Origin of the sequence: Cupriavidus alkaliphilus (genome assembly GCF_900094595.1) — a bacterium.
Lineage (GTDB): Bacteria > Pseudomonadota > Gammaproteobacteria > Burkholderiales > Burkholderiaceae > Cupriavidus > Cupriavidus alkaliphilus.
On sequence record NZ_FMAD01000006.1, the window covers coordinates 129,853 to 152,674 of the forward strand.

Annotated in this window: 20 protein-coding genes; 12 read left to right on the forward strand and 8 right to left on the reverse strand. The window is 63.2% G+C overall.

What is annotated here, in order from left to right; all coding sequences use genetic code 11:
* Positions 1–65: 65 nt before the first annotated feature.
* The 8 genes from GA0116996_RS14385 (at position 66) to GA0116996_RS14420 (ending at position 10,057) form a co-directional block, all read left to right on the forward strand.
* Positions 66–2,876, forward strand: coding sequence for a type VI secretion system Vgr family protein (locus tag GA0116996_RS14385; RefSeq protein WP_092312626.1), 2,811 nt, complete (start codon positions 66–68; stop codon positions 2,874–2,876).
* Positions 2,873–4,447 (forward strand): hypothetical protein, encoded by a 1,575-nt coding sequence (locus GA0116996_RS14390; RefSeq protein ID WP_092312629.1) that lies wholly within the window; start codon positions 2,873–2,875, stop codon positions 4,445–4,447. Before GA0116996_RS14385 ends, GA0116996_RS14390 begins: the two co-directional genes overlap by 4 nt.
* On the forward strand, positions 4,444–5,505 hold the full coding sequence (locus tag GA0116996_RS14395) for a hypothetical protein (RefSeq protein WP_092312632.1): 1,062 nt from the start codon (positions 4,444–4,446) through the stop codon (positions 5,503–5,505). Before GA0116996_RS14390 ends, GA0116996_RS14395 begins: the two co-directional genes overlap by 4 nt.
* An 83-nt stretch (positions 5,506–5,588) precedes the next feature.
* Positions 5,589–5,723 carry an Imm71 family immunity protein gene (locus GA0116996_RS28625; RefSeq protein WP_167355511.1) on the forward strand — a complete coding sequence of 45 codons (135 nt, stop codon included), beginning with the start codon at positions 5,589–5,591 and terminating at the stop codon, positions 5,721–5,723.
* A 142-nt stretch (positions 5,724–5,865) separates the two neighbouring features.
* The gene (locus GA0116996_RS14405; RefSeq protein ID WP_244159868.1) at positions 5,866–6,891 is read left to right on the forward strand and encodes a PoNe immunity protein domain-containing protein; all 1,026 of its coding nucleotides are present in this window, start codon (positions 5,866–5,868) and stop codon (positions 6,889–6,891) included.
* A gap of 173 nt (positions 6,892–7,064) precedes the next feature.
* Positions 7,065–7,901 carry a PoNe immunity protein domain-containing protein gene (locus GA0116996_RS14410; protein ID WP_092312638.1) on the forward strand — a complete coding sequence of 279 codons (837 nt, stop codon included), beginning with the start codon at positions 7,065–7,067 and terminating at the stop codon, positions 7,899–7,901.
* A 39-nt stretch (positions 7,902–7,940) separates the two neighbouring features.
* Positions 7,941–8,990: a PoNe immunity protein domain-containing protein gene (locus GA0116996_RS14415; RefSeq protein WP_092312641.1), complete on the forward strand. Its 1,050-nt coding sequence runs from the start codon at positions 7,941–7,943 to the stop codon at positions 8,988–8,990.
* A gap of 383 nt (positions 8,991–9,373) precedes the next feature.
* Positions 9,374–10,057 (forward strand): PoNe immunity protein domain-containing protein, encoded by a 684-nt coding sequence (locus GA0116996_RS14420; RefSeq protein ID WP_092312644.1) that lies wholly within the window; start codon positions 9,374–9,376, stop codon positions 10,055–10,057.
* A 499-nt stretch (positions 10,058–10,556) separates the two neighbouring features.
* On the opposite strand, the gene GA0116996_RS14430 is transcribed toward GA0116996_RS14420, so the two are convergent.
* Entirely contained in the window at positions 10,557–11,033 is a 477-nt protein-coding gene (locus tag GA0116996_RS14430; protein WP_244159870.1) for a hypothetical protein, read from the reverse strand.
* Between the two features lie 83 nt (positions 11,034–11,116).
* Between GA0116996_RS14430 and GA0116996_RS14435 the strand changes: the two genes are divergently transcribed.
* Positions 11,117–12,955 (forward strand): bifunctional metallophosphatase/5'-nucleotidase, encoded by a 1,839-nt coding sequence (locus tag GA0116996_RS14435; protein ID WP_167355512.1) that lies wholly within the window; start codon positions 11,117–11,119, stop codon positions 12,953–12,955.
* 22 nt (positions 12,956–12,977) lie between these two features.
* Here GA0116996_RS14435 and GA0116996_RS14440 read toward each other — a convergent pair whose 3' ends face one another.
* Positions 12,978–14,318 carry an MFS transporter gene (locus tag GA0116996_RS14440; RefSeq protein WP_092312647.1) on the reverse strand — a complete coding sequence of 447 codons (1,341 nt, stop codon included), beginning with the start codon at positions 14,316–14,318 and terminating at the stop codon, positions 12,978–12,980.
* A gap of 279 nt (positions 14,319–14,597) precedes the next feature.
* Between GA0116996_RS14440 and GA0116996_RS14445 the strand changes: the two genes are divergently transcribed.
* Both GA0116996_RS14445 and GA0116996_RS14450 read left to right on the forward strand, forming a co-directional pair.
* Positions 14,598–15,191, forward strand: a complete 594-nt coding sequence (locus GA0116996_RS14445; protein WP_092312650.1) for a TetR/AcrR family transcriptional regulator — start codon at positions 14,598–14,600, stop codon at positions 15,189–15,191.
* Positions 15,192–15,300: 109 nt separating this feature from the next.
* Entirely contained in the window at positions 15,301–16,605 is a 1,305-nt protein-coding gene (locus tag GA0116996_RS14450; protein WP_092312653.1) for an MFS transporter, read from the forward strand.
* Positions 16,606–16,617: 12 nt separating this feature from the next.
* On the opposite strand, the gene GA0116996_RS14455 is transcribed toward GA0116996_RS14450, so the two are convergent.
* Both GA0116996_RS14455 and GA0116996_RS14460 read right to left on the reverse strand, forming a co-directional pair.
* Positions 16,618–17,256, reverse strand: a complete 639-nt coding sequence (locus tag GA0116996_RS14455) for a CDP-alcohol phosphatidyltransferase family protein (protein ID WP_092312656.1) — start codon at positions 17,254–17,256, stop codon at positions 16,618–16,620.
* A gap of 9 nt (positions 17,257–17,265) precedes the next feature.
* Positions 17,266–17,556, reverse strand: a complete 291-nt coding sequence (locus tag GA0116996_RS14460) for an antibiotic biosynthesis monooxygenase family protein (protein ID WP_025581601.1) — start codon at positions 17,554–17,556, stop codon at positions 17,266–17,268.
* Between the two features lie 155 nt (positions 17,557–17,711).
* On the opposite strand from GA0116996_RS14460, the gene GA0116996_RS14465 reads away from it, so the two are divergent.
* A complete protein-coding gene (locus tag GA0116996_RS14465; protein ID WP_092312659.1) occupies positions 17,712–19,532 on the forward strand; it encodes an ExeM/NucH family extracellular endonuclease in 1,821 nt (606 codons plus the stop codon).
* Here GA0116996_RS14465 and GA0116996_RS14470 read toward each other — a convergent pair.
* The 4 genes from GA0116996_RS14470 to GA0116996_RS14480 all read right to left on the reverse strand — a co-directional run bounded on the left by GA0116996_RS14470 (position 19,484) and on the right by GA0116996_RS14480 (position 22,781).
* On the reverse strand, positions 19,484–19,951 hold the full coding sequence (locus GA0116996_RS14470; RefSeq protein ID WP_092312662.1) for a DUF2127 domain-containing protein: 468 nt from the start codon (positions 19,949–19,951) through the stop codon (positions 19,484–19,486). The two genes, GA0116996_RS14465 and GA0116996_RS14470, sit on opposite strands and share 49 nt — an antisense overlap.
* Positions 19,952–20,038: 87 nt before the next feature.
* Entirely contained in the window at positions 20,039–20,518 is a 480-nt protein-coding gene (locus GA0116996_RS28495) for a YbhB/YbcL family Raf kinase inhibitor-like protein (protein ID WP_116601615.1), read from the reverse strand.
* Between the two features lie 72 nt (positions 20,519–20,590).
* The gene (locus GA0116996_RS28500; protein WP_244159872.1) at positions 20,591–21,157 is read right to left on the reverse strand and encodes an SRPBCC family protein; all 567 of its coding nucleotides are present in this window, start codon (positions 21,155–21,157) and stop codon (positions 20,591–20,593) included.
* A 106-nt stretch (positions 21,158–21,263) separates the two neighbouring features.
* Positions 21,264–22,781, reverse strand: coding sequence for an efflux transporter outer membrane subunit (locus GA0116996_RS14480; protein ID WP_092312665.1), 1,518 nt, complete (start codon positions 22,779–22,781; stop codon positions 21,264–21,266).
* Between the last annotated feature and the right edge of the window lie 41 nt (positions 22,782–22,822).

A 22,822-nucleotide genomic window follows, 5' to 3' on the forward strand; every position in this document is an offset into this window, starting at 1 on the left:
CCATCGATGACGGTCTTGCCGCCTGCTTGACCGCCTACCGTCCCCTCTAGCGCGACGATGCTCCGATGAAGCCCTTGTCCTCTTACCCATCCTCCGCGATGGCCGCGCTGTCCGGCCTGCTCGGCCAGCGCACGCGCCAGATCACCCTGGAGACGGCGCTTACCGCAGACGATCTGGTCGTGGAGCGCTTCGTCGCGCAGGAGGGGGTCTGCACGCCCTTCCAGCTGCAGATCGATTGCCTTAGCCCATCCGCACACCTGGACACTGCGCGCCTGGCCTCCGAGGAAATCACGCTGCGCCTGATGCTTGCCGACGGCACGCGCCGCGCCTGGCACGGCTATGTGCAGACCTGCGCGGCCATCGGCGGCGACGGTGGCCTGGCCCGCTACCGCCTGACGGTGGGCACCTGGTTCGATCGCCTGTGCGCACGCACGGATTGCTATGTCTACCAGGACAAGACCGCGCTGGAGATCATCGAAGACGTCCTGGCGGATTACCCGCACGCTCAATTCCGCATGGCAGTCAGCCAGCCGATGCGCAAGCGCTCCATCTGCTGCCAGTATCGCGAGACGGATCTGGCCTTTGTCACGCGCCTGCTGGCCGAGGAAGGCCTGTCGTACCGCTTCGAGCATCAGCAGGACGATGCCGGGCATTCCGGTCAAGAGGACAAGGTCCAGTCCCGCCATTGCCTGGTGATCTTCGACACCCAGGCCGAACGCCCCGCCTGCGCGCAGGCCAGCATCCGCTTCCACCGCAGCGACGCGACCGAGCGCGAAGACGCCATCGATCACTGGTCGTTGCTGGCAGCCACCGGCACCAATGCCGTCACGGTTGCCTCGTGGGACTATAAGTCCCTGGCCGCCACCGCGGGCGATGGCAGCAGCGAGAGCCTGGGCGAATGGCCGACGCTGGAATCTTTCGAGACCCGCGGCACCTATCGCTTTCCTGACGCCGACGCGGCCCGGCGCGCGGCGCAGTTGCAGGTGCAAGCGCATGAAAGCCGCTACCTGCGCTATGCGGGCGAAGGCAGCGTCCGCGCGCTGGGCGCCGGCGAACGCTTTACCCTCACCGGACACTTCGATACCGCCGCGAACGAGTTCGTCACGCTGGCCGTGCGCCATGAAGCAGCCAACAATCTGGGCGCCGAAGTAGCATTGCTGCTGGGCCTGTCCGACATCGAAGCCGGCAGCTACCGCAACCGCTTCGAAGCCGTGCGCGCCGATGCCCCGATCGTGCCGGTGTACTCGCCCAAGCCCACCGCACCCGAAGGCCAGCCTGCCGTCGTCATCGCCGAAGGCGGCGCCCCGCTGACCACCGAGCGCGATCACCGCGTGCGCGTGCGCCTGCCCTGGCTGCGCGCGCCAATGGCTGACCCCCGTGCCGACACCGCCGCCGACCCGGCCCAGGACGACCTGACCCAGGTCACCGCCTGGGTGCGCGTAGCTACCGCCGCGGCCGGCCCCAACTGGGGTGCGCATCACCTGCCCCGCGCCGGCACCGAGGTCATGCTGACCTACCTCGATGGCGACATCGACCGTCCGATGGTGGTGGCGCAGCTGCACAACGAGCAGGACGCCCTGCCCTGGCCCGCCAGCGAGGCGCCGCTGAACACTGCCCTGTCCGGCTGGCATTCGCACAACCTCGCCGACGGCGGCTACAACCAGTGGGTAGTCGACGACAACACCGGCCAGTTGCGCATGCGCCTGGCCAGCTCGGCCGCTGACACCCAGCTCAACCTTGGCTACGTGATTGCCCAAGCCCCCGCCAGCGGTGAACGCGGCGCCTGGCGCGGCACCGGCGCCGAACTGCGCACCGACGCCTGGGCCATCGTGCGCGCCGGCAACGGGCTGCTGCTGTCGACCACCGTCCAGGCCAGGGCCGGCGGCACCATGCTCGACATCCGCGAGGCGCGCGGGCAGATGACTGCCGCCGAGCGTACCGCACAGCGCCTGTCCGACGCCGCCAGCTCGCAACAGGCGCTGCCGCTGGGCGCCGTCGCCGCCTTCGAGCCGCTGACCAAGGCCATCGACCCGCAGCAGGACGGCAGTTATCCGGACCGGGTCAACGACCAGGACGCCAGGCGCCCGGATACGGGCACCGCCGCCGAGCGCTTCGGGCAACCATGGCTCGTCGCGGAATCGCCCAGTTCGATCGCACTGGCCACGCAGGCCACCACCAGCATTTTTGCCGGAAGGCATCTGCTGGGCCTGGCACAGGCTGACTGGCATGTCGGCGCCGGCAACACCTTCGCCGCGGCGGCAGCCAAGGGCGTGAGCCTGTTCAGCCAGCACCATGGGATTCGTGCAATTGCGGCTGGGGGACCGGTTTCCATCCAGGCGCATACCGATGCGCTGGCTGTCATGGCGGACAAGGCCGTGACGGTGACGTCATCGACCGACGGCATCGAGGTGCTGGCGCAGAAGAAGGTAGTGCTGCACGGCGGCTCGTCGCGGATCGTGCTGGATGGGAATGCGATTACGTTTGAGACGCCGGGGTTGTTGTCGGTGAAGGGTGCTGGGCATCCGTTGGTGGGGGCTGGGGGGAACGCAGCAGCGCTGCCGGCGCTGCCAATCGCAGCGAGCCAGCCTAACTGGATCGAGATGAGCCTGCTGGGCTATGAAGGTCAGCCTATGCGCAACATCGAATACGAACTCACGTTTGCCGATGGCACCAAGCGTACGGGCAAGCTGAATGGCGTTGCGGAGCAGCGGGAAGAAGCCGTGCCGTGGGGTCAGGCCACGCTCACATACAAGAACAACCCCGCTGCAAAGGACGTGCCCCGTCCCACCCTGGATGACTTGCTGGCAGCGACCGAACCGCTCATCCGTGAAGAGGAAGCACGGCTAAACCAGGACCAGACGAATACGACCGCATGAGCACCCAACAACAGACAGAAGAGGCATGGGGCCTTGTCCGCGGCCAAGCCAAGCCTGACGACAAAGGCGTCGGCCTTTGGCTATGGGAAGCGATTCAGGGCGACTTCAACGAAGACCGTTCTGCCGGCCAGATTGCGGCCGACATGGTCATCTCCCTGATTCCGATCGTCGATACGATCTGCGACATCCGCGACCTGTGTGCGAATATTCGTGCGTATCGGAAGGACCCCGGCAACAAGCTGATCCTGTTCTTCATCGCCCTGACCATTATCGGCTTCTTCCCGGAGGTCGGCTCGGTAATCAAGGGCGTCATCAAGATCGCCTTCGTCTACATTCGCAAGTACTTGCGGCGGGTCGATGAAATTTTCGATGCAAGCAAGCTTGGCCGCGCTACCGAACAAGCGCTCGACGCCGCCCTGCCCAAGATTACCGAGTTTCTCAGCAGTTCCAGGGTGGTGAAATGGGCCACAAAGGAAGGCGTGGCTGACATCTACCGATTCTGTGCTCGGAAGATTGCTGAACTCGCAAATTTGGTCAACGGCGCCAAGTTAAGGACCCAGTTCCTCACGGCCGCTGAAAAAACTGAGAAATTGCTCGGAAGATTGAAATATATTGTTCCTGGCACTACGCGCGAGAAATTGAACGACTTTCTTGACTTTCTTGCAAAGAACAAACAACAAATTGCAAATGGGCTGGAGCAGTTCACTAGCCCGATTCGCACGATTTTAAAAATCACAGCCAAGCGGCTGGATGATCATGCCTGGATTGCGTATACGCAGACGCATAACAAGGGATGGATTGCGCCAATTAGTCCGCAAGGGGCGGCGCAATTGATGAACAAAAATCCACCGAAATGGGTGCGAATTGCCGAAGATCTCCCTCACCCGGCTCCCACCAATGAGGAGGCCAAGGCGGCTGAGTTGGCCTTGGAGGAAGTGCTGGCAAAAAGAACTGCCTCTGGCAAACCAAACCCACCGGCGATCGATGCCAACCTGATAGCCACCTTTGAAAGAGAACAACTTAAAATTGACACCATTGCGGGGCCCAGGAAACTCTATCGTATCGTAGACCCGACGAATGCTGCCGGCGGCATCTTCTGGGTAGACGAGAAGACCTTTCAAAGCCTCAGGAGTCGGGCCGATTGGCGCGAAAAGCTGGCCGTCAAGCCTGAATGGAATCAGAATGGTCAATACGTAGTTTACGAGCTACCCCCAGGTGAAGCACTCACGGTTTGGCGCGGTCCCGCAGCCTCGCAACCCTTGGATGGGACGCCATATCACCTACCGGGGGGTGCGGATCAGATTGTGTTCTTTCCAACTCCCGACAATCTGCTACCCTCACAACCACGTATTGACCTTGAGTCTGGCGAAAATCTTTTGGATCGCAACGGCAAACCAGATACCCGGATCGTTTGGACAGACGTCACCGGCCGGAAAGCTACAGCGGTCGCACGAGACAAGGCCAATGATTTGCATGTGAAGGGTCCTTTTGAAACCGGCTGGGGATTTGCCGATTGGAATAAAAATCAGGCGAATGAAATCATCTTGGCATTACCGGACGACATTCAATGAGCGAAGCAAATTTGCGACCTTATAAAACGATACGCGACTTAGATCAGGACGCATGGTTTCTTTACCAATCAACGTCGCTGCGCTATTATGAGGAGTGTGCCCGTTTATGCGAACAGTTTGCGGAATTGCATAACAATTTTCTGACGGGCCATCGACTCCATGGACAAGCACGCCTGGACTACTGGGTTTCCCGCTACTTGACCCACGCTTACAATATTCGACGCGGCATCGACTTTATCGAGAACGGTGGCGATTATATGCCGATGATCGGATCCCTCAACGAGCCAACGACCGATTACCGGGGGCTGGTCGAGCAACCGCTCGGCTGGATGAGTGATGCACAGCGCAAGCAATGGGATGACACTTTCCAAAGGCTGAGTTACGCCTGCGGTACCGGCAAGACAACGCTGAGCAACAATCGCACTAAAGGTAGGCAGTGGTTGAATCGAAGCTCAATCACCAATGATCGCAAATATCTTGATCGAGATGATAGTCATCCAGGCGATCGGGCTGACTCCATAAAATACGCCAAGGATTTTGGAATTTTATCTCCGCCGTCAACATACCCGCGACATACTATTGACAGCCATTTCACAATTTCTCCCGGGGAACCTTGCCCACGTACCGGCGTTTGGGTACCAGCACAATGGCTTGGCGGCGAAAATAACTTCAGCCTGGCATTCTGCGTTCAAGGCCAACCGATGCAGCCTGCTTATCGGATAATTGGCCTCAAGGTATCAAATCCTTTTGCAGGATTTGACGACGAGATGGCCGCTGAATATGAAGCGATCGTAAAAGGCTCACCTGTAACGCAGGCCGTGGATACAACCTGGACTTTCGTAGAGAAGGCATCTGACTCTCCGCAGCAACCGGAATGCCACGAGCGACTGCGTAGCGATAGCAATCTCCCATGTCCCAAGACTGGCTATTGGATGACTCCGGCTAAGGCAGGCTCGAGGCGCTTTTTCCGGCAGGGAGAAATCATGCCTGTCGTTGCGTCAGACTATGGCGCAACTATTTGGCAGTGGGACCTTGATCAGTCGGATCCAAGACTATAATTGGCCTTGGATTCCCCCACTTGCACTCACGTCCGTCCCGTCTGCGCTCCATGGCGGCAGCTCGAAAAAATTATTATTGCATCATGAGTGCCACTGATGATTCGAACTCCGCCGCGTTTGTTCCAAACGAAACCGAACGCAAGAAAATCCTCTTCTGGCTGAAGCAAGTGAGCTCATACACAACCTGGAATCGATCCCTCTCATTTTACCAAGAATGAGCGGATGCCTCGGAGAATATTATATGCCTTGCAATCGATCGCGGTGTCGAGCGCTCTTCGCTAATTACCGAAAATGACCATCTTTTCATTTTAAATGGGCTAGCTCATTGCGACTGGGGTTGACCGGTGTGGCACGCAAAAGATGATGAAACAATCTGTGAATTTTCATGAACGACGCCGCCAGCAATTTTTGAGCGAAAGTAATTATCAACGCTCTCTTGAGGAAATACCAAAGGGAATTGATTTATTCGAATCGACGCCGGCTGGCTCTGGAAGCTCCGAGGCGGAAGGCTGGTTGATATCATATCGCATGGCGGCTTTCGACCTCTTCAATCTCCTCGTTTTGAGACACACAGGGGGGGGGAGCCCATCGAACCCATGCGCGCCGAGTTGGAAAACGTCGTGGTGGCGCACGAACGGGCCATCAAGCAACTTCGTATGTACTACGAAGTACCCAAACGCGATCGGCCTCCAGATTGATTCTTTCGATGGATATTGCCCTTGCCTTGGTTTGATAAGCCTCTGCTTCTTACTGCATCGACGAGACTTACTTCCACGAATTGCTGAGCTTTTGGATGGTCCCGATAAAACAAATGTTGGCGCCGATTTCCTGATTGAAGATTTTCTCTCATATGCGCCCATGGATCGCTACGAGAGCGATACACTACTCGCAACGAGACCATTTGAATCATTGGCCGATGCGATGGATAGCACCGACAATGAAGATGCACTACGACATCTGCAGAAATTCCTTAAACGCTGGTATAAGGATCTCGCAGGAGCGCCATGGCACAACGCACACAAGCCTGATGCCGAAGGTCGGACTGGCGGCTACTATGGATATTGGTCATTTGAAGCGGCAGCGGCCGTACTTCTGCTTGATATTGAGGACGACAGCAGCCTCCACCCCTATCTTTATCATCCCCGGGATCTCGTCGCCTGGGCAAGAACACATTCCAACCTCGAGGATGGACCAAATATGGCGACAGCGACGACCCTACGCTGCGACGCTGGGCAGCCTTGTCCCAAGGCTGGCTACTGGATGACTCCCGCAAAAAGCGGATCTCGGCGGTATTTCCTGCAGGGAGAAACTAAGCCCGGTGCTTCGTCTGATTATGGCAGCACAATATGGCAATGGGACATCGACGAGGCGGATCCAAAGCTCTGACGAAACGCCTTACGAGAAGCAATCAACGCTCGAAGCCGTGCATGACAATGCCCCGATCAGGCTGGTGTACTCGCCCACGCGCGCTTGCTGGAAAGCCAGGCCGCCGCCACCATCGCCGTCCAGGTTGAGTAAGACGCAAGGCATTCGACGCGGCATCGATGCCATCAAGAGATATGGCAACACTCAATCCTATTCCCGAGTCCGCCTTTTATAATCCCCGAGACTCAAGGCTGGACACCAAAGCTTACATTGACCTAATAAATGATGCAATAGAAAGCCAAAAACTGATAACCGATGAGAACATTGTCAAAAGGATAGAAGAAAGCCCAGATCGGAATGAGGCCATTGTTGCCGTCATGGGTGGCACGAGGCAAAAGGCTTGGGACTACCTAGCTGCGATTCACGTACATTACAGTGCCGGCGGGTCGCTGGACGATCTGCGTGACTTCTTTCCAGAGGTGGTGTCCAGCTGGAAAGTGTTCGCGAAATATCATGTGATGTTCCACGGCACCCCCAACGCCGGCACCCGGAAAGTTCCTCATCTTGATCTTTATGACTGGGATTATTGGTCTGCGATTCGCCTGACAAGTCTCGCCATCTTATTGGGGCGCGCCAGTCTGCTACGCAGCATCGCAACGTTGTGGGACTACGAAAACGACGACATGGATGGGTTGCTGGAGCGCCTTGTGGCACCGTACTTGTCACATCGCGGCGCACCACCAGGCAAGTGCACACGACATCTACCCTACTCCAAGGCGCTCAAGATCTTTGATGCGCCGGCAGATGAGCGCGTCACATTGATGAGCAGCTATCTTGACGCATGGTACAAGGCTAGTCGGCACGAACCCTATTATGAATCGCACACACAGGGACGTATTCACAATTACCTCGGCTATTGGAGCTTCGAGGCGGCGGCAATTTCAATCGTTCTTGATATCGATGATGCGGAGTTCCGCGACAAGCCCTTCTATCCGGCGGATCTCGCAGACTTTGGACGCCGGCAAAATTGACAGTGCCGACGTGCAACGATTCCCCAGACATGGACAATCATGAAGCACAACCGAATCGACTGGGAGCGCTGGTCCGCGTGGAGGGTGCCTCTCGACAGGTTCGAACGTAGACGAGAGCCTCGCCTACGGTACAGTACTTATGACAAGCGATTTAATGACAAGCTTGGTGGCATCGCAATGGTCACAATGGACCTACCAAAGCATGCAGCAAAGGCTAAACCTGGCGCGCTTTCAACATCCACTCAGCAGCGCTTGTGGAGTGCACTGGATTGGATGAGCATGCAATACTCAGCCGGCGCGCCGGTAGAACAGATTGCACAAGTTTGGCCATACGTCTTGAGATGGGCTGAGGAGTATGCTGCATTCCATGAAAATTATCACACCACGCCGGAATCCGAAGGATATTTAACACCGCATGTGACCTTACGCGATGAGGAATACTGGATCGTCGCACTGCGTATGGTTTGTTTTGGGCTTCTCAGTGGATACACGCCGATGATGCCTAGGGTGATGGCATTCCTAGACTATGGCAACCTAGAAATGGGCGTTAGCGACGGCTTACTGGAGCGCCTCGTGGCGCCATCTAGTCCCGGACGTGGAGAGCCGCCGGATGAAGCCGCGCGCCATCTACCTTACCGCAAATTATTTAAGGTATTTGCCGCTGATCCTGAACACCGTCCGCACTTGATGAGCACTTACCTCGATGAGTGGTATCACGCGAGTAGACGCGAACCTTATATCGATCAACACGGCGAAGGAGATGTCGCGTTTTATGGGTATTGGTCGTGGGAAGCAGCAGCCACTACTGTAGTGCTTGATATTGACGACTCAAGCTATCGAGATTTACCATTTTATCCAAAAGATTGGGTCGATTTTGGAAGGCTGCATAGAGAAACCGACACAAGTAATTACTCCGGAAGTATTGCTGCAGGTGCGCCTGCACCACGGGACGGATGGTGGTTTACGCCAGCGAAGGCTGCTTCTCGCCGCTTCTTCAAAGCTGGCGAGATTTTCCCTGAAATCAAGGGAACGGATTACGGCTCCACATTCTGGCAGTGGGATATCGATCAATCAGATCCAGCACTGTGAAGTTTCAGCAGGATGCTGCGTTTGGAGTGATCCACCAACCGACTTAACCTATGCGCTTGAACATCGCCATTGCTAAGCTCCGGGGTGCAAAACGCAACCAGGCCAACTCATGATGGATTGCCGAAGCAAACAGACGGTTTCGCACCACCATAGGGATCATGACAGAAATGACCAGGCACCCTGCCGCCTTTCCAGCTACCACTGCAAACTCCGGAGCCAGGCGCCGCCAACCACTACTGTACGAAGCGCTTTATTCGAATGCGCGATCGGAATTGCTTGAAGGCATCGACGCATGCCGGACAAGCATTAGAACAGAAAACCTCAACCCCTATTATCTGGTCTGCACCCAAGGCTCGATCTTCTCGCACTACTTGTGACTGTGGATGCTGGAATATACCGCTGGGGCTGACATAAACGAACTGGCCAACGGATTCGGCCTGGTTGCAGACGAGTTCGTGCGCTGGAATGAACTGAACATTCGTTTTCGGATCTTTCTACGCGAGAAATTCAAAGACCGGGGAGACACCGATCTGGCAGTTTCGGCGGTTGACTTCAACAACCGGGTTGAATACCAGGAAGCCATTCACCTGATTAGCATAGCGATCTTGCTTCACGATCGCCGGTCCATTAGACGAATCATAGCTGCGATGCAGAATCGCCACGAAGACGCACTATACGAACAGTTGATCGCGGACTATGTTTCCGACCCGCAAGACGGTATGGATGAAGTTGTTTTTGATAAGCCGTATGCAACGCTTGTCGAGCCCTACTTTCAAGAGGAGAAAGGTATCGCGCTTTGGCACATCAACGACTACGTAAATAAATGGTACCGATTTCAGGATGGAGCACGTTGGTATAACGCCCACAAGAAGATTGAGAACGATAGAGCCTTCTACTATGGATACTGGGTTTTCGAGGCCGGCGCCACAAGTTACTTGCTTGACCTTGATGACAGTGGCATCAACCACAGGATGTACCCCAAAGACCTCGTAGCCTACGCCAGGCGCTTGCGTGATGCGAACCTTGTCACCACTGACTTTGACACACCAACTGGCGTGACCGAATAAGCGCCGGGAGGAATGGACAGCACCATGAAGCGCCTAATAACCCCGATCCTCTCCGCAATCATCGGAGCCATAGCTGGCGCATCCCTGGTACACAAGCACGAGCACGAAGAAGTCCCCAGGGTACACAAGCTGCAGTATCCATTGCTGCTCACTGGGGGCAGCTCAGACAGCCCTGCCGCTATCCTGCCCCGGGGGCACATCTCTGTATCTTGATCGCGCTTTCCCCGAGGGTTTTGTCCGATACAAGGTCTACATCAATGTGGAGAGCACAAAGCTGGACACTCGGGAAGCAACGGAGAAATTCTGGCTGGATCCGCTGACTGCTACGCCCTTGGACAAAGAGAGCCTTCACTCGCTGCTCGCGCGCTTTCCGCTGGGGAAGGATGACTTTTCGGCTGCGCTCGCCACTGGCCAGTTGACCAAAGAAGAGATACGTGACCTGCTCCGGGCCTACAGCGACTAGCGGCGTTCAATTTTTGCGCCGAGCAATTTCCCCCCTTCACCGCCCCTTCTCCCTTTCCATCTTCTCAATCACCCCCACCCGCTGCCCACAATCCCCCGGCACCGCCTTGCACAACGTCTTGTCATCCATCCCGAGCTGGCGCTGCAAGGCACGGAATTCCCGCAGATAGACCCGCGCCGCCGCCTCGGCTCCGGGTAACGACAGGCGCGCCGAGCTATTGGCCCCGACCCACGCATAGTAGTAATGCCCGAGCAACCGGGCCTTCGTATCCTTGCGCCCGCGCGGAATTTCGCGGGCGACGGCGTCGATGCAGGCACGGTATTCGTCGGCATCGTCATGCATGAATTCCTGGCAAGCCGCCATGGCATGCCGGCTTGCCAGCGTCACGGCTGGCGGCAGTTCGGTAGCGCGGGCGTGGCCCATGCCCGCGCAAGCAGCGAGCGTGCAGGCGATCAGGTAGCGATGCATTGGCATTGGGTGCATGGCGTTGATGGCGCTCCAGGTTAGCGCCATGGCATGACATCCCCGCGTCATGAAGCAGTCACGATGGGCCCATAGAGTGGCTGCCTGCAGCCGCTTCCCAAAGGATTGGCCACATGACACGCAAACGGTATGTCGTCGCGAGCCTGGGTGCGCTCGCTCTTGCAGGCATCGTTGCCGCCTGCGGTTCCGGCAGTGACGAGGGCAATCCGGCGGCGCCCAGCCCGGCTCCGGCCGCGGACGCGCCGGTATCGGTCAAGATCATCGGGCTCAATGATTTCCACGGCAATCTGGAAGCGCCGGGCGGCAGCGTGGTGGTCCAGGATGCAGCCAACCCGGCTGGCACCCGCGTTTCGGCGGGCGGTGCCGCGTATCTGGCCTCGCTGATCCAAAGCCTGAAGGCGAAGAACCCGAACAATGTGGTGGTGGCTGCCGGTGACATGGTCGGCGCTTCGCCACTGGTTTCCGGGGCGTTCCATGAGGAGCCGGCGATCGATGTGCTGGGCCAGATGGGCCTGGAGATCTCGTCGGTGGGCAATCACGAGTTCGACAAAGGCCGCGATGAGCTGCTGCGGCTGCAGCACGGCGGCTGCTTTCCCAGGTCGGCTGACGGCAGGCGCGGCATTGTCGGCGTGGATACGTGCATGACCAACGGCGCGTACGCCGGGGCGAAGTTCCAGTACCTGGCTGCCAATGTCATCGACCAGGCGACCGGCAAGCCGCTGCTGCCGGCATACCAGATCAAGACCTTTGACTGGGCCAAGGTGGCCTTCATCGGCATGACGCTGAAGGATACGCCGTCGGTGGTGACACCCGCGGGCACGGCGGGACTGTCCTTCGAGGCCGAGGCGGACACGGTCAACAAGCTGATTCCTGAACTGCGGCAGCAGAACGTCAATGCCATCGTGGTGTTGCTCCATGAAGGCGGTTCGACCACGGCGGGCACGGTGAACGACAAGAGCTGCCCGGGACTGAACGGTACTGTCGTGTCGATCGTCGACAAGCTGGACCCCGCCGTAGATATCGTGATCAGCGGCCACACCCACCAGGAATATGTCTGCACCCGGCCGGACGGCAAGCTGCTGACGCAGACGGGCTTCTACGGCCGGCTGGCCTCGGAAATCGATATCACGATCGATCCGTCGACGCGCAAGGTCTCGGCCAAGGTGGCCAACAACCGTGTCGCGGTCAATGATCTGGTGATCAAGGACAACAACGGAAATCCGATCGCGCTGCCTGCCGGCTACACCGCGCTTGCCAAAGACAGCGCCGTCGACGCGATGGTCAGGCGTTACGTGGAACTGACCGCGCCGATCAAGAACGCGGTCGTCGGCGCCATTACCGCCACCATCGATCGCACCCAGACTGCCGCGGGCGAGTCGGCACTGGGCGACCTGGTGGCCGACGCCTACCTGGCCGGCACTTCCGATGCGTCGTTCGGGCCGGCCGTGATCGCCTTCACCAATCCCGGCGGACTGCGCCAGAACCTGGTGTACGACGCCGCCACCGGTGGCCAGACCACGTTCGGGCAGCTCTACGCCGTGATGCCCTTCGGCAACAGCATGGTGACGATGGACCTGACCGGCGCGCAGATCCTCCGCCTGCTGGAACAGCAATGGGAGGCGCCGCAACCTGCGGGCGGGCGGGTGCTGCAGGTTTCCAGCGGCTTCACCTATACCTGGGATGCCAGCAAGCCCGCAGGCGCCGTCGCGGGCCAGGGCAACCGTGTCGATCCGGCCTCGCTCAAGCTCAACGGCATAGCGATCGAGCCGGCCAAGACCTACCGCGTCACGGTGAACAACTTCATGGCTTCGGGCGGTGACAACTTCACGGTGCTGAAGCAGGGCACGAACCAGCAGGCCGGGCCAGTCGACATCGATGTCTTCGAAGACTACTTCAAGGCAAGATCACCGGTCGGCCCGAGCGCGGCGAACCGGATCACACGCCTGAACTGATACGCAACCGGGCGGTTCCAGCCTACGCGCGCGCGTCGGCGGCGGCCAGCCGCATCCAGCTGGCCACGGCGCCGGCGCCGGCAAACGCCGCGCCCAATGCCAGCGCCATGCCGGGGCCATGGTCGCCGGCGAGGCCAAAGCACAGCGCCACCAGCGCCGCGCCGGTGGCCTGTCCCAGCAGCCGCGCCGTAGCCACCACGCCACTGGCGCCGCCGCTGCGCTCACGCGGGGCGCTGGTCATCAGGGCCTTGAGATTAGGCGACTGGAAGAAGCCGAACCCGGCGCCGCACAGGCACATGCGCAGGCCGATATCGAGCGTGCTCGGGTTGTCCGGCAGCAGCGCCAGCGACAGCATGCCGGCACTGAGCACCGCCAGCCCCACGCCGCCCAGCACGGCCGGCGGGTAGCGGTCAGACAAGCGCCCGGCCAGCGGCCCGATCAGCGCCACTACCACCGACCATGGCGTCAGCAGGAAGCCGGTTTCCACCTGCCCTCGCCCCAGCACGTGCTGGAAGTAGAACGGCAGCGAGACAAAGGCCAGGCCTTGCGCGGCGAACGAGCACACCGCGGTCAGCGTCGACAGCGCGAACATCGGCCGCCGGAACAGGTCTACCGGCAGCATCGGCGCCGGATGGCCGCGCTCACGCCACAAAAGCAGCGCGAACGCCACCGCAAAGATGCCCGCCGCGGCCAGCGACAGGTGCAGCGGCGCGCGCTGCGCGCCCTCGCCCAGCGCGAGGATCAGCGCAGCAAAGGCAATCACGCTGAGCACCGCGGCCACGCGATCGAAACCATGCGTGCTGCGCGCCGTCTGCGGCAGGGAACCGCGGCCGATCGCCAGCGCCAGCAGGCCGATCGGCAGGTTGACGGCAAACAGCCAAGGCCACGTGCCGAACGACAGGATCACCGACGCCACCGTCGGCCCCACCGCGAACGAAACCCCGACCACCAGCGCATTCAACCCCAGCCCGCGGCCAAGCCGGTGCGTGGGAAAGATCGCGCTGATCAGCGCCGTGTTGACGCTCATGATGGCCGCCGCGCCGATGCCCTGCAGCACCCGCGCCGCCGCCAGTGTCGGCAGCGACCACGCCAGCGCGCACACCACCGAAGCCGCCGTGAACAGCAGCACACCGCCCAGGTAGATGCGCCGGTGGCCAACCACGCCGCCCAGCGCCGCGAACGGGAGCAGCGTCGCCACCATGGCGAGCTGGTAGGCGTTGATCACCCAGACCGAAGCCGCCGGGGTGGCGCGCAGGTCCGCCGCAATCGATGGCAACGCCGTATTGGCGATGGCGGTATCGAGGGTGGCAAGGGCGACTGCAATCAGGATGGCAGCCATGCCGCGCCGCTCGCGCGAGGTCATGGCGTCCGCCGCGGAGGCGGTCTGGAGAGGGGCTGTGCTGGACACTGTCTGTACCGGTTGCCGCCGTGGCCGGATTCGGCGGTGCGGGGGCGCACTGCAGGCCGGGGCGGTCATTCAGGCAAGACGATACGGGAAAACGCTTCAGCTTGCTGAAGACGCATTCATATGTATGCACATTATCCCTCCGCAAAGCAGAATAAATGATGCCCAACATCTATTGAATAAATGATCATCGTCATCTAAGCTTCGAGAGAGCTAAATTCCCAACGAGGTCTGCAGATGGCACGTGCATCACGCGAGCAAACCGACAAGAACCGCGAGGCGATCGAACAGGCATCGTCGCGGATGTTCCGCGAGCGCGGCCTCAACGGCGTCAGCGTGGCGGAGTTGATGGCGGGTGCCGGCCTGACCCATGGCGGCTTCTATGGCCACTTTGCGTCAAAGGACGCGCTGGCGGCGCAGGCCTGCAAGCGCGCGTTCGAGGAATCGACCGCCCGCTGGGAGCGCCGCCTTGCACGGGCCGGCGGGGATCGCAAGGCCATGCTCGCCAATCTGGTCGAGCCCTACCTGACGGCCGCGCATTGTGCCAACCCCGGGGTCGGCTGCGCGGCCGCCGCGCTGGCCGTCGATGTCGCCCGCGAGCCCGCCGGCAAACCGGTGCGCCAGGCCTATGCCGATGGGCTGCGAACCATGATCGATGACATGGCGCAAACCGTGGCGTCTGACGATCCGCACGAACGCCACGACCAGGCGCTGGTGCGCATGGCTTTACTGGTTGGCGCCCTGACGCTGGCGCGCGCTACCGAAGGCGATCCGCTCTCCGACGAGATGCTGAGCGCGGTGCGGGCTCACCTGCTGGGCAGCACCGGCTAGTACCAAGCTTTTTTCCTGAAGACTGATCGGCAACCCGCGGCTGAACGCAGCGGGATGCCCTTCCTTTGCCCTCTCCGACCCGCACCGAAACCCAGACCACGAGAACCCCATGTTCGCGCAAGCCCTTTCCAGCCGGCTCGACCGGCGCGGCATCCACTACGCGTGGCTGATCGCCGCCCTGACCTTCCTGGTGATGCTGACGACCTCGGCCGCGCTGGGCCTGCCCGGGGCCTTCCTGCAGCCGCTGAGCCGGGAGATGGGCTGGAACACCGACCAGATCTCGTCGATCCTGGCCTTCCGCTTCGCGCTGTTCGGGCTGATGGCGCCGTTCTCGGCGCTGCTGATGGATCGTTTCGGCGTGCGCAACGTGGTCTGCGCCGCGCTGGCGCTGATTGCCGGCGGCATGGCGCTGGCCACGGTGTCGACGCAGTTGTGGCAGCTCTTCGTTGCGTGGGGCCTGATGCTCGGGGTCGGCTCCGGGCTGACCGCGCTGGTGCTGGCCGCCGTAGTGGCCAACCGCTGGTTCAGCGCGCGGCGCGGCCTGGTCATCGGCATCCTGACGGCCAGCGCTGCCACCGGGCAACTGGCATTCCTGCCGGTGGCGGCCTGGCTGATCGAGCATATGGGCTGGCGCGTGGCCGTGCTGCCGGTGCTGGCCGCCTGCGCGGCGCTGGCGCTGCTGGTGTTCGGGCTGATGCGCAGCCGGCCCGCAGATGTCGGCCTGGCGGCGTTCGGCGAAGTGCCGTCCCACCCGGTCACGCTGCCCGCCGCCCCTGCGGCCGCGCCCTTTACGTTGCGGGGGCCATTCCGCGTGCTGCGCGAAGCCGCGCGGACGCAAACATTCTGGATCCTGGCGGGCACCTTCTTCATCTGCGGCCTGAGCACCAACGGCCTGATCCAGACGCATTTCATCGCACTGTGCGGCGACTTCGGCATGGGCCCGGTGCCGGCGGCGTCGGCGCTGGCCATGATGGGCGCGTTCGATTTTGTCGGCACCATCCTGTCGGGCTGGCTCTCCGACCGCTACGACAGCCGCAAGCTGCTGTTCTGGTACTACGCGCTGCGCGGCCTGTCGCTGTTCTGGCTGCCGCACTCCACCTTCACGCTGTACGGGCTGTCGATCTTTGCGATGTTCTACGGCCTCGACTGGATCGCCACCGTGCCGCCGACGGTCAAGCTGGCGGCCACCGCTTTCGGGCGCGAGCGCGCGCCAATGGTGTTCGGCTGGATTTTCGCGGCCCACCAGATCGGCGCGGCCGTGGCGGCGTTCGGCGCGGGGCTGAGCCGCACGCTGCTGCTGACCTATACGCCGGCACTCTACGCGGCGGGGGCGGCGTGCCTGGTGGCCGCGCTGATGGCGTTGACGGTCAGCCGCACGCGTACGGCCGAACGGACGGAGCCCGCGGCCGCATGATGGCGGGCGCCTTCAGAACTTCGGGATGCGCAGGGTCTTGCTGACCATCAGCGTGCCCGACAGCGCGAACAGCAGCACCAGCGGATGCAGCACGGCGGGACCCAGCACCCATGCGCCGCCCGGCAGTTCGCCGCCCAGCAGGCCCTGCGAGGCGCACCATGCCAGCACGGCGGTCAGCAGCACGCTGGTGGGGATGGGCGTGCCTTCGAAGTACGCGACCTTGCCGCTGTCGCTGCCGGCCGCCAGCGATTCGGCGGTGACGTTGAAGCGCGCCAGCCGGCTGACGCCACAGCAGACAAAGTAGATCAGCACCGCCAGGTCCCAGCCGCCGCGCATGCCGGCGGCAAAGGCCAGCGTGGCGGGGCCGACGCCAAACGAGATCACGTCGGCCAGCGAGTCCAGCTCGCGCCCCAGCGCCGAATGCGCGTGGCGCCAGCGCGCGATGCGCCCGTCGAGCACGTCGAAGATAAAAGCGAGCGGGGCCAGCGCCGCCGCCGTGTAGAAATGCGACAGCTGCTGGTCCGCGACGAAGAACATCGCGAAGAACACCGACCCCATGCCGCAGGCCGCGTTGCCGAGCGTGAAGACATCGGCCAGCTGCAGTTCGCGCAGCATCGAGAAATGGCGGGGACGATCGGGCCGGGTGTTCATGGCGCGGGCTTACAGGACCTTGGACTCGTGGTGCACGTTGGGCGGCGCGGCAAAGGTCTCCGCCACCAGGCCACGCCATTGCTGGAACTCAGGCGATTCGCGGAACAGGACCATATGGTCGTCCACGGTTTCCCAGTCCACCACCAGCGTGTACTGGTCCGGCTGCTCGATCGAGCGGAACAACTGCACGCCGTGGCAGCCGTGCGAGCGCAGGAACAGCGGCGTGGCCTGGCTCACGCCATGCTCGAACTGCTTGTCCATGCCGGGCTTGATGGTGATTTGCGCGATTTCCTTGATCATGACGTTGTAGGCGATGAAGTGGATGCCGGCGCCGGTCGGGTACCGGCGGGTCTTTACTACCTTAGCACGATCGCGGCGTCACATGCCCGCGGCAAGCATTCCGTTACACGCGGGGGTTAGCATCGTCCACCCTGCCACGACCTGCTGAAACCGCCATGCGCCTGCCTCTTCCTGAACGCGGCATTGCCCTCAATGCACTGCCCGCCCTGTGCCTGGCCGGTCTGCTGGCCCTGCCGTCCGGCGCCGATGCTGCAATGCAGCCATGCGGCAGCCCCGCCACCGCGCTGGCCGACGTGCGCGTCCCCGGCCAGTCCTCGCCTCTTGCGGGACGGATGGTCGAATTGCAGGCCATCGTCACGGCAGATTTCAGCGGCGACGGGGGGCTGCGCGGCTTCTTCCTGCAGACAGCGGATGCGCAGCGCGTGCATCGGCCAGGTCGTTCGGAGGGGCTCTTTGTCTATGCGCCACGCACCCGCGCCAATGTGGGCGACATGGTTCGCGTGTCCGGAAAGATCGAGGAAAAATTCGGACAAACGCAGCTGGCGCTCGCTGGCTCCCCGGTGGTATGCACGCAGGGCGTGTCCGTCACGCCGCAGACGCTGACGCTGCCGCTGGCCAGCGAGTCCGACCTCGCTGCAATGGAAGGAATGCTGGTGCGCCTGCCACAGACGCTGACCGTCAGCGATACGCATGAACTTGGCCGTTATGGCACGGTGGTAGTGAGCCACGGGCGACCGATCGCGCCTACCCAACAGGCGTTGCCGGGCCCGGCCGCGCGGCAAGCCGCGACGGCCAACGCCCGCAACCGGTTGTGGCTCGACGATGGCTCGACACGCCAGTTTCCCGCCGTGGTGCCCTACCCGCCCCCGCGCCTGTCGGCAGAGCATCCGGTACGCGCGGGCGACACCGTCACCGGCGTGCAGGGCGTGCTGGAGCAGCGCCACGGCCGGTGGCGGCTGCAGCCGGTGCGTGGCGCCGGGGCACCGGTCTACCAGCGCGCCAACCCGCGCGGCACCGCACCACCGCGCCATCCCGCCACCGCGCTGCGGGTGGCTGCCTTCAACCTGCAGAACTATTTCAATGGCGACGGCCAGGGCGGTGGCCTCGATGCGCCCGGCAACCGCGGCGCCCAGGACACGGCAGCGCTGGCGCGGCAGCAGGCCAAGCTGGTGGCCGCGCTGCGCGGCCTGGACGCCGACGTGATCGGCCTGATGGAGCTCCAGAACAATGGCTACGGCCCGACCGGCGCGATTCGCCAGCTGGCCGCGATGCTGGGGCCGGACTGGCGCGTGATCGATCCCGGCAGCCCTGCGCTAGGCGCCGATGCCATCGCGGTCGGGTTGCTGTACAACGCGCGCACCGCGTTGCCCGCCGGGCGGGCCGCCACCTCATGGCTGGGCGAGCGCAGCCGCCAGCCGCTCGCGGCCACCTTCCATGCCGCGGCGGGCGGCGCGCCGGTGACGGTGGTGGTCAACCACTTCAAATCCAAGAACTGCGTGGAAGCGGCGGGCGCGCAGGCGGACCAGGGCGACGGCCAGGGCTGCTGGAACCCAGCGCGGGTGCAGGCCGCAGACACCCTGGCCCGCTGGCTGGCCACCGCGCCGACCGGCATCGCGGACGCGGGCGTGCTGGTGATCGGCGACCTGAACAGCTACGCGATGGAGGATCCGATACGCCTGCTGGCGCGGCACGGCTACGCCGATCTGGTCGCGCGCTTTGCCGGCCCGCACGCCTACAGCTATGTCTATGATGCCCAGGCGGGGTACCTGGACCACGTGCTGGCCGACGCCAGCGCCGCGGCGCGTGTGGTTGCCGTCCATGCGTGGCATGTCAATGCCGACGAGCCCGCGGCCTTCTCCTATGCCCCGCGCCCGGGGTCCGGCGCCGCGCCGGACTTCTATGCGCCCGGCCCCTACCGGTCGTCGGATCACGACCCCCTGGTGGTCGACCTTGCCAGCAGCCCGCGCGCCAGGTAGAGCACGATGGCCAGGTTGGCCGCGGCCAGCCCGCCATGCAGCCAGCTGGGATGAACCAAGGCCTCGTACAGTTCCAGCGGGATGTAGATGCCACCCGACCACACCCCGAGCCAGTTGCCCCAGGCCAGTCCGCGCCACAGCCCATAGGCCTCGGCAAAGCGCATCAGCGCATAGACCGCGGCGGATCCGCCGATGGCCCACAGGCGCGCATTGTCGGGATGCTGCAGCAGTGACAGGAAGATGGTGGGATAGCGGCTGGCCGGATTGACATGCCATCGCTGGATGATGGCTTCGGCCAGTGCCTGGGCATCGCGATGCAGCAGTGCGGCCAGGCCCAGCCCGGCCACGATCACCAGCAGTCCCTTGGCGGCCTCGAACAACGCAATGCCCCTGAGGCCCAGTGCGCCCTGCTTTGCCATGCGGTATCTCCGGTCGATGCAAGGATTGCAAAGCCGGTATTGTGCAACAGCGGCAAACGCCAGGGCCGGGGCCTGCGCACCGCCAGGCTATCGCTGCAGCTTCTGGTAAGTGCCGACCAGTTCCGCCTTGGCCAGCACGTGGCCTTGCATGGCTCGCTCCAGTGCCGCCTTGTCTGGCGTGCCGAGGTCGGGCAACGCCACGTCCAGCGCATAGAGCTTGAAGACGTAGCGGTGCCGGCCGATCGGCGGGCACGGGCCGCCGTAGCCGTTGCGGTGCCAGTCATTCAAGCCTTCACGGGTGCCGGCTGGCAGCCCGGACTTGGCGATATCCGCTGGCAGTGCACCGGCATGAGCCGGCAGGTTGTAGAGCAGCCAGTGGACCCAGGTCATTTTCGGCGCGGCGGGGTCCGGCGCATCGGGGTCGTCAACGATCAGCGCCAGGCTGGCCGTGCCGGGCGGCACGCCGGTCCAGGCCAGCGGCGGGGAAATATCGGCGCCTTCGCAGGTGTGCTCTGCCGGGATCTCGCCCCCGGGAGCGAATGCGGTGGATTGCAGCTGGAATGGCATACGGACCTCGCTGGACGCACGCAGGGATGGCTCCAACTTAGGCCGGATCGGTGCCTCGCGCAAGGCGTCGCGCTATGACGGCAGCTGGGTCTCCAGCAAGGCCTTGAGCCGGCGCACGGCTTCGGTGGACTCGGCCTGGAGCTGGTCGCGCAGCATCAGACGGTTGATCAGGGCAAACAGCAGCGTCGGCGAGCGGTAGCGGAACTCACGCTCGAAGCGCGTGCGTTCGGCCGATGGCGTCAGCGAGGGCGACATCGCGGGCGTCAGCCGGTAGGTAATGGTGCCGACGCGCTGGCCCGCGGCCACGCCCTCGATCGACCACGTGCGCGGCGGGTGGCTTTCGATCACGGTCCAGACCACCACGCCGCCGCGCCGGGCCAGCATGAAGGTCTCGGCCACGCGCTCGCCGCGCTGGAGCGGATGGTCGGTCGCGCCCGCCACCGCCAGCGACGCCGGATGCCAGGCGGGCCAGTGGCGCGGCGTTGCAACAAAGTCGAAGACCTGCGCCGGCGGGCGCGCGATCACCACCTCGTCATGGATGGCGGTGCGTTCCAGTCCCGGCAGCGGTGCCACCAGCGCGCCCACGGTGAGCGCGGCGAAGACGAATCCCCAGAGCAGTTTCCTGTGTCGGACAAGCATGGCGGCGGGACAGGACGCAACCGGGGCGCACCCGTGCATCCCGTACGCATGGCGCGATGCTTACAGTGTAGTGACTGCCCGGCATCGCGCCAGTCCCCTGCGTGGCTCAGCGCGCCACCGGGGCGGCGGCGCCCTCGGCCGCAGGCGCCGCGGCCACGGCTGCCGGCAGCGGGCCCCAGCCCCCGCCCAGCCGCCGCACCAGCGATACCGTCGCGGCCGCGCGCAGTCCGGCAACCTGGTTGGCCTCGCGCTGCGACTGCAGCACGGTGCGGTCGGCATCGATCACCGCCAGGTAGTCGACCGCGCCCGCGTCATAGCGGCTGCGCGAGATCCGCGCCGCACGCCTGGCGCCGCCGAGTGCGCTGTCCAGCGCGCCGGCCTGCTGGCTGAGCCAGCGCACGTCCGCGAGGCTGTCTTCCACCTCGCGGAAGGCCACCAGCACGGTCTGGCGGTAGCTAGCCACCGTTTCCTCGTGGGCGGCGCGGGCGCCGGCCAGGTTGGCGCTGTTGCGGCCCCCGTCGAACACAGTCTGCGCGATGCTCGATCCGATCAGCGGCCCCAGCATCCAGGTGCGCGAGGACCACTTGAACAGGTTGGACAGGTCAGCCGATTCAAAGCCGAACAACCCGGTCAGCGTGATGCGCGGGAAAAACGCCGCCTTGGCCACGCCGATGCGCGCGTTGGCAGCCGCCATCTGGCGCTCGGCCGCGGCGATGTCCGGGCGCCGCTCCAGCAGCTCGGACGGCAGCCCGGCGGGGATCGCCACCGGCGCGGCATCGAACGGCCTGGACGGCAGCGAGAACGCCGCCGGCGGCACCCCGGTCAGCACCGCCAGGGCATGCTCCTGGTTGGCGCGGCGGCGCTCGATGCCGGCCAGGTCCGCGCGCGCGGTGCCGAGTTCGGCTTCGGCGCGGGCGGGATCGAGGTCGGTGGTTTCCCCGGCGTCATAGCGCTTCTTCAGCAGCGACAGCGCATCCTCGCGCAGCCTGATGGTGGCGTTGAGCAAATCGCGCTCGCTGTCGAGCGTGCGCAGCGCGAAATACGCCTGCGCCACGTCGGCCTGCAGCGCCAGCTGCACCGAGCGGTACAGGTCTTCGGCAGCCTCGCCTTCGGCGCGGGCGGCATTGACGCTGGACGCGACGCGGCCGAACAGGTCCAGCTCATAGCTGGCGAAGGCGCGCGCTTTCAGCACCGTCTGCGGCGGCACGCGGGTGCCGTCGGGCAGGCCTTGCGAGGCCGCCGACGGCTGCGAGCGGGTCGGGTCCAGCCCCACGCTCAGCTGCGGATAAAGGTCCGCCTCGGTCGCGCCGGTGAAGGCGCGCGCCTGCTTCAGGCGGGCCGCGGCGATGGCGAGATCCTGGTTCGATTCGCCGGCCGCTGCGATCAGGCGGTCCAGTTCGGCGTCGCCGAAGATCTTCCACCATTCGCCGCGATGCTGGCCCTCGGCCGGCGTCGCGGTCTTCCATTGGGCGCCTTCGGCCTGGGCGGCCTCGGCTTCCTTGAAGGCCGGCACGGTGGCCGTCTCCGGCACCTTGTAGGTCGGCGCGAGCGAGCAGCCGGCCAGCACCAGCGCGGCGGCCAGCGTGGCGATACGGGGCAACTGCCTTGAGATCTGGGCAATCATGTTCTTTCCTTCATTGTTCTGTGCTCGGGCGGGGGCACCCC

Bases quoted from the DNA above. Each gene is read 5' to 3' on its own strand.
- GA0116996_RS14385 (WP_092312626.1), top strand. From the start codon at position 66: ATGAAGCCCTTGTCCTCTTACCCATCCTCCGCGATGGCCGCGCTGTCC.
- GA0116996_RS14390 (WP_092312629.1), top strand. From the start codon at position 2,873: ATGAGCACCCAACAACAGACAGAAGAGGCATGGGGCCTTGTCCGCGGC.
- GA0116996_RS14395 (WP_092312632.1), top strand. From the start codon at position 4,444: ATGAGCGAAGCAAATTTGCGACCTTATAAAACGATACGCGACTTAGAT.
- GA0116996_RS28625 (WP_167355511.1), top strand. From the start codon at position 5,589: ATGAGTGCCACTGATGATTCGAACTCCGCCGCGTTTGTTCCAAACGAA.
- GA0116996_RS14405 (WP_244159868.1), top strand. From the start codon at position 5,866: ATGATGAAACAATCTGTGAATTTTCATGAACGACGCCGCCAGCAATTT.
- GA0116996_RS14410 (WP_092312638.1), top strand. From the start codon at position 7,065: ATGGCAACACTCAATCCTATTCCCGAGTCCGCCTTTTATAATCCCCGA.
- GA0116996_RS14415 (WP_092312641.1), top strand. From the start codon at position 7,941: ATGAAGCACAACCGAATCGACTGGGAGCGCTGGTCCGCGTGGAGGGTG.
- GA0116996_RS14420 (WP_092312644.1), top strand. From the start codon at position 9,374: ATGCTGGAATATACCGCTGGGGCTGACATAAACGAACTGGCCAACGGA.
- GA0116996_RS14430 (WP_244159870.1), bottom strand. From the start codon at position 11,033: ATGGCGCTAACCTGGAGCGCCATCAACGCCATGCACCCAATGCCAATG.
- GA0116996_RS14435 (WP_167355512.1), top strand. From the start codon at position 11,117: ATGACACGCAAACGGTATGTCGTCGCGAGCCTGGGTGCGCTCGCTCTT.
- GA0116996_RS14440 (WP_092312647.1), bottom strand. From the start codon at position 14,318: ATGACCTCGCGCGAGCGGCGCGGCATGGCTGCCATCCTGATTGCAGTC.
- GA0116996_RS14445 (WP_092312650.1), top strand. From the start codon at position 14,598: ATGGCACGTGCATCACGCGAGCAAACCGACAAGAACCGCGAGGCGATC.
- GA0116996_RS14450 (WP_092312653.1), top strand. From the start codon at position 15,301: ATGTTCGCGCAAGCCCTTTCCAGCCGGCTCGACCGGCGCGGCATCCAC.
- GA0116996_RS14455 (WP_092312656.1), bottom strand. From the start codon at position 17,256: ATGAACACCCGGCCCGATCGTCCCCGCCATTTCTCGATGCTGCGCGAA.
- GA0116996_RS14460 (WP_025581601.1), bottom strand. From the start codon at position 17,556: ATGATCAAGGAAATCGCGCAAATCACCATCAAGCCCGGCATGGACAAG.
- GA0116996_RS14465 (WP_092312659.1), top strand. From the start codon at position 17,712: ATGCGCCTGCCTCTTCCTGAACGCGGCATTGCCCTCAATGCACTGCCC.
- GA0116996_RS14470 (WP_092312662.1), bottom strand. From the start codon at position 19,951: ATGGCAAAGCAGGGCGCACTGGGCCTCAGGGGCATTGCGTTGTTCGAG.
- GA0116996_RS28495 (WP_116601615.1), bottom strand. From the start codon at position 20,518: ATGCCATTCCAGCTGCAATCCACCGCATTCGCTCCCGGGGGCGAGATC.
- GA0116996_RS28500 (WP_244159872.1), bottom strand. From the start codon at position 21,157: ATGCTTGTCCGACACAGGAAACTGCTCTGGGGATTCGTCTTCGCCGCG.
- GA0116996_RS14480 (WP_092312665.1), bottom strand. From the start codon at position 22,781: ATGATTGCCCAGATCTCAAGGCAGTTGCCCCGTATCGCCACGCTGGCC.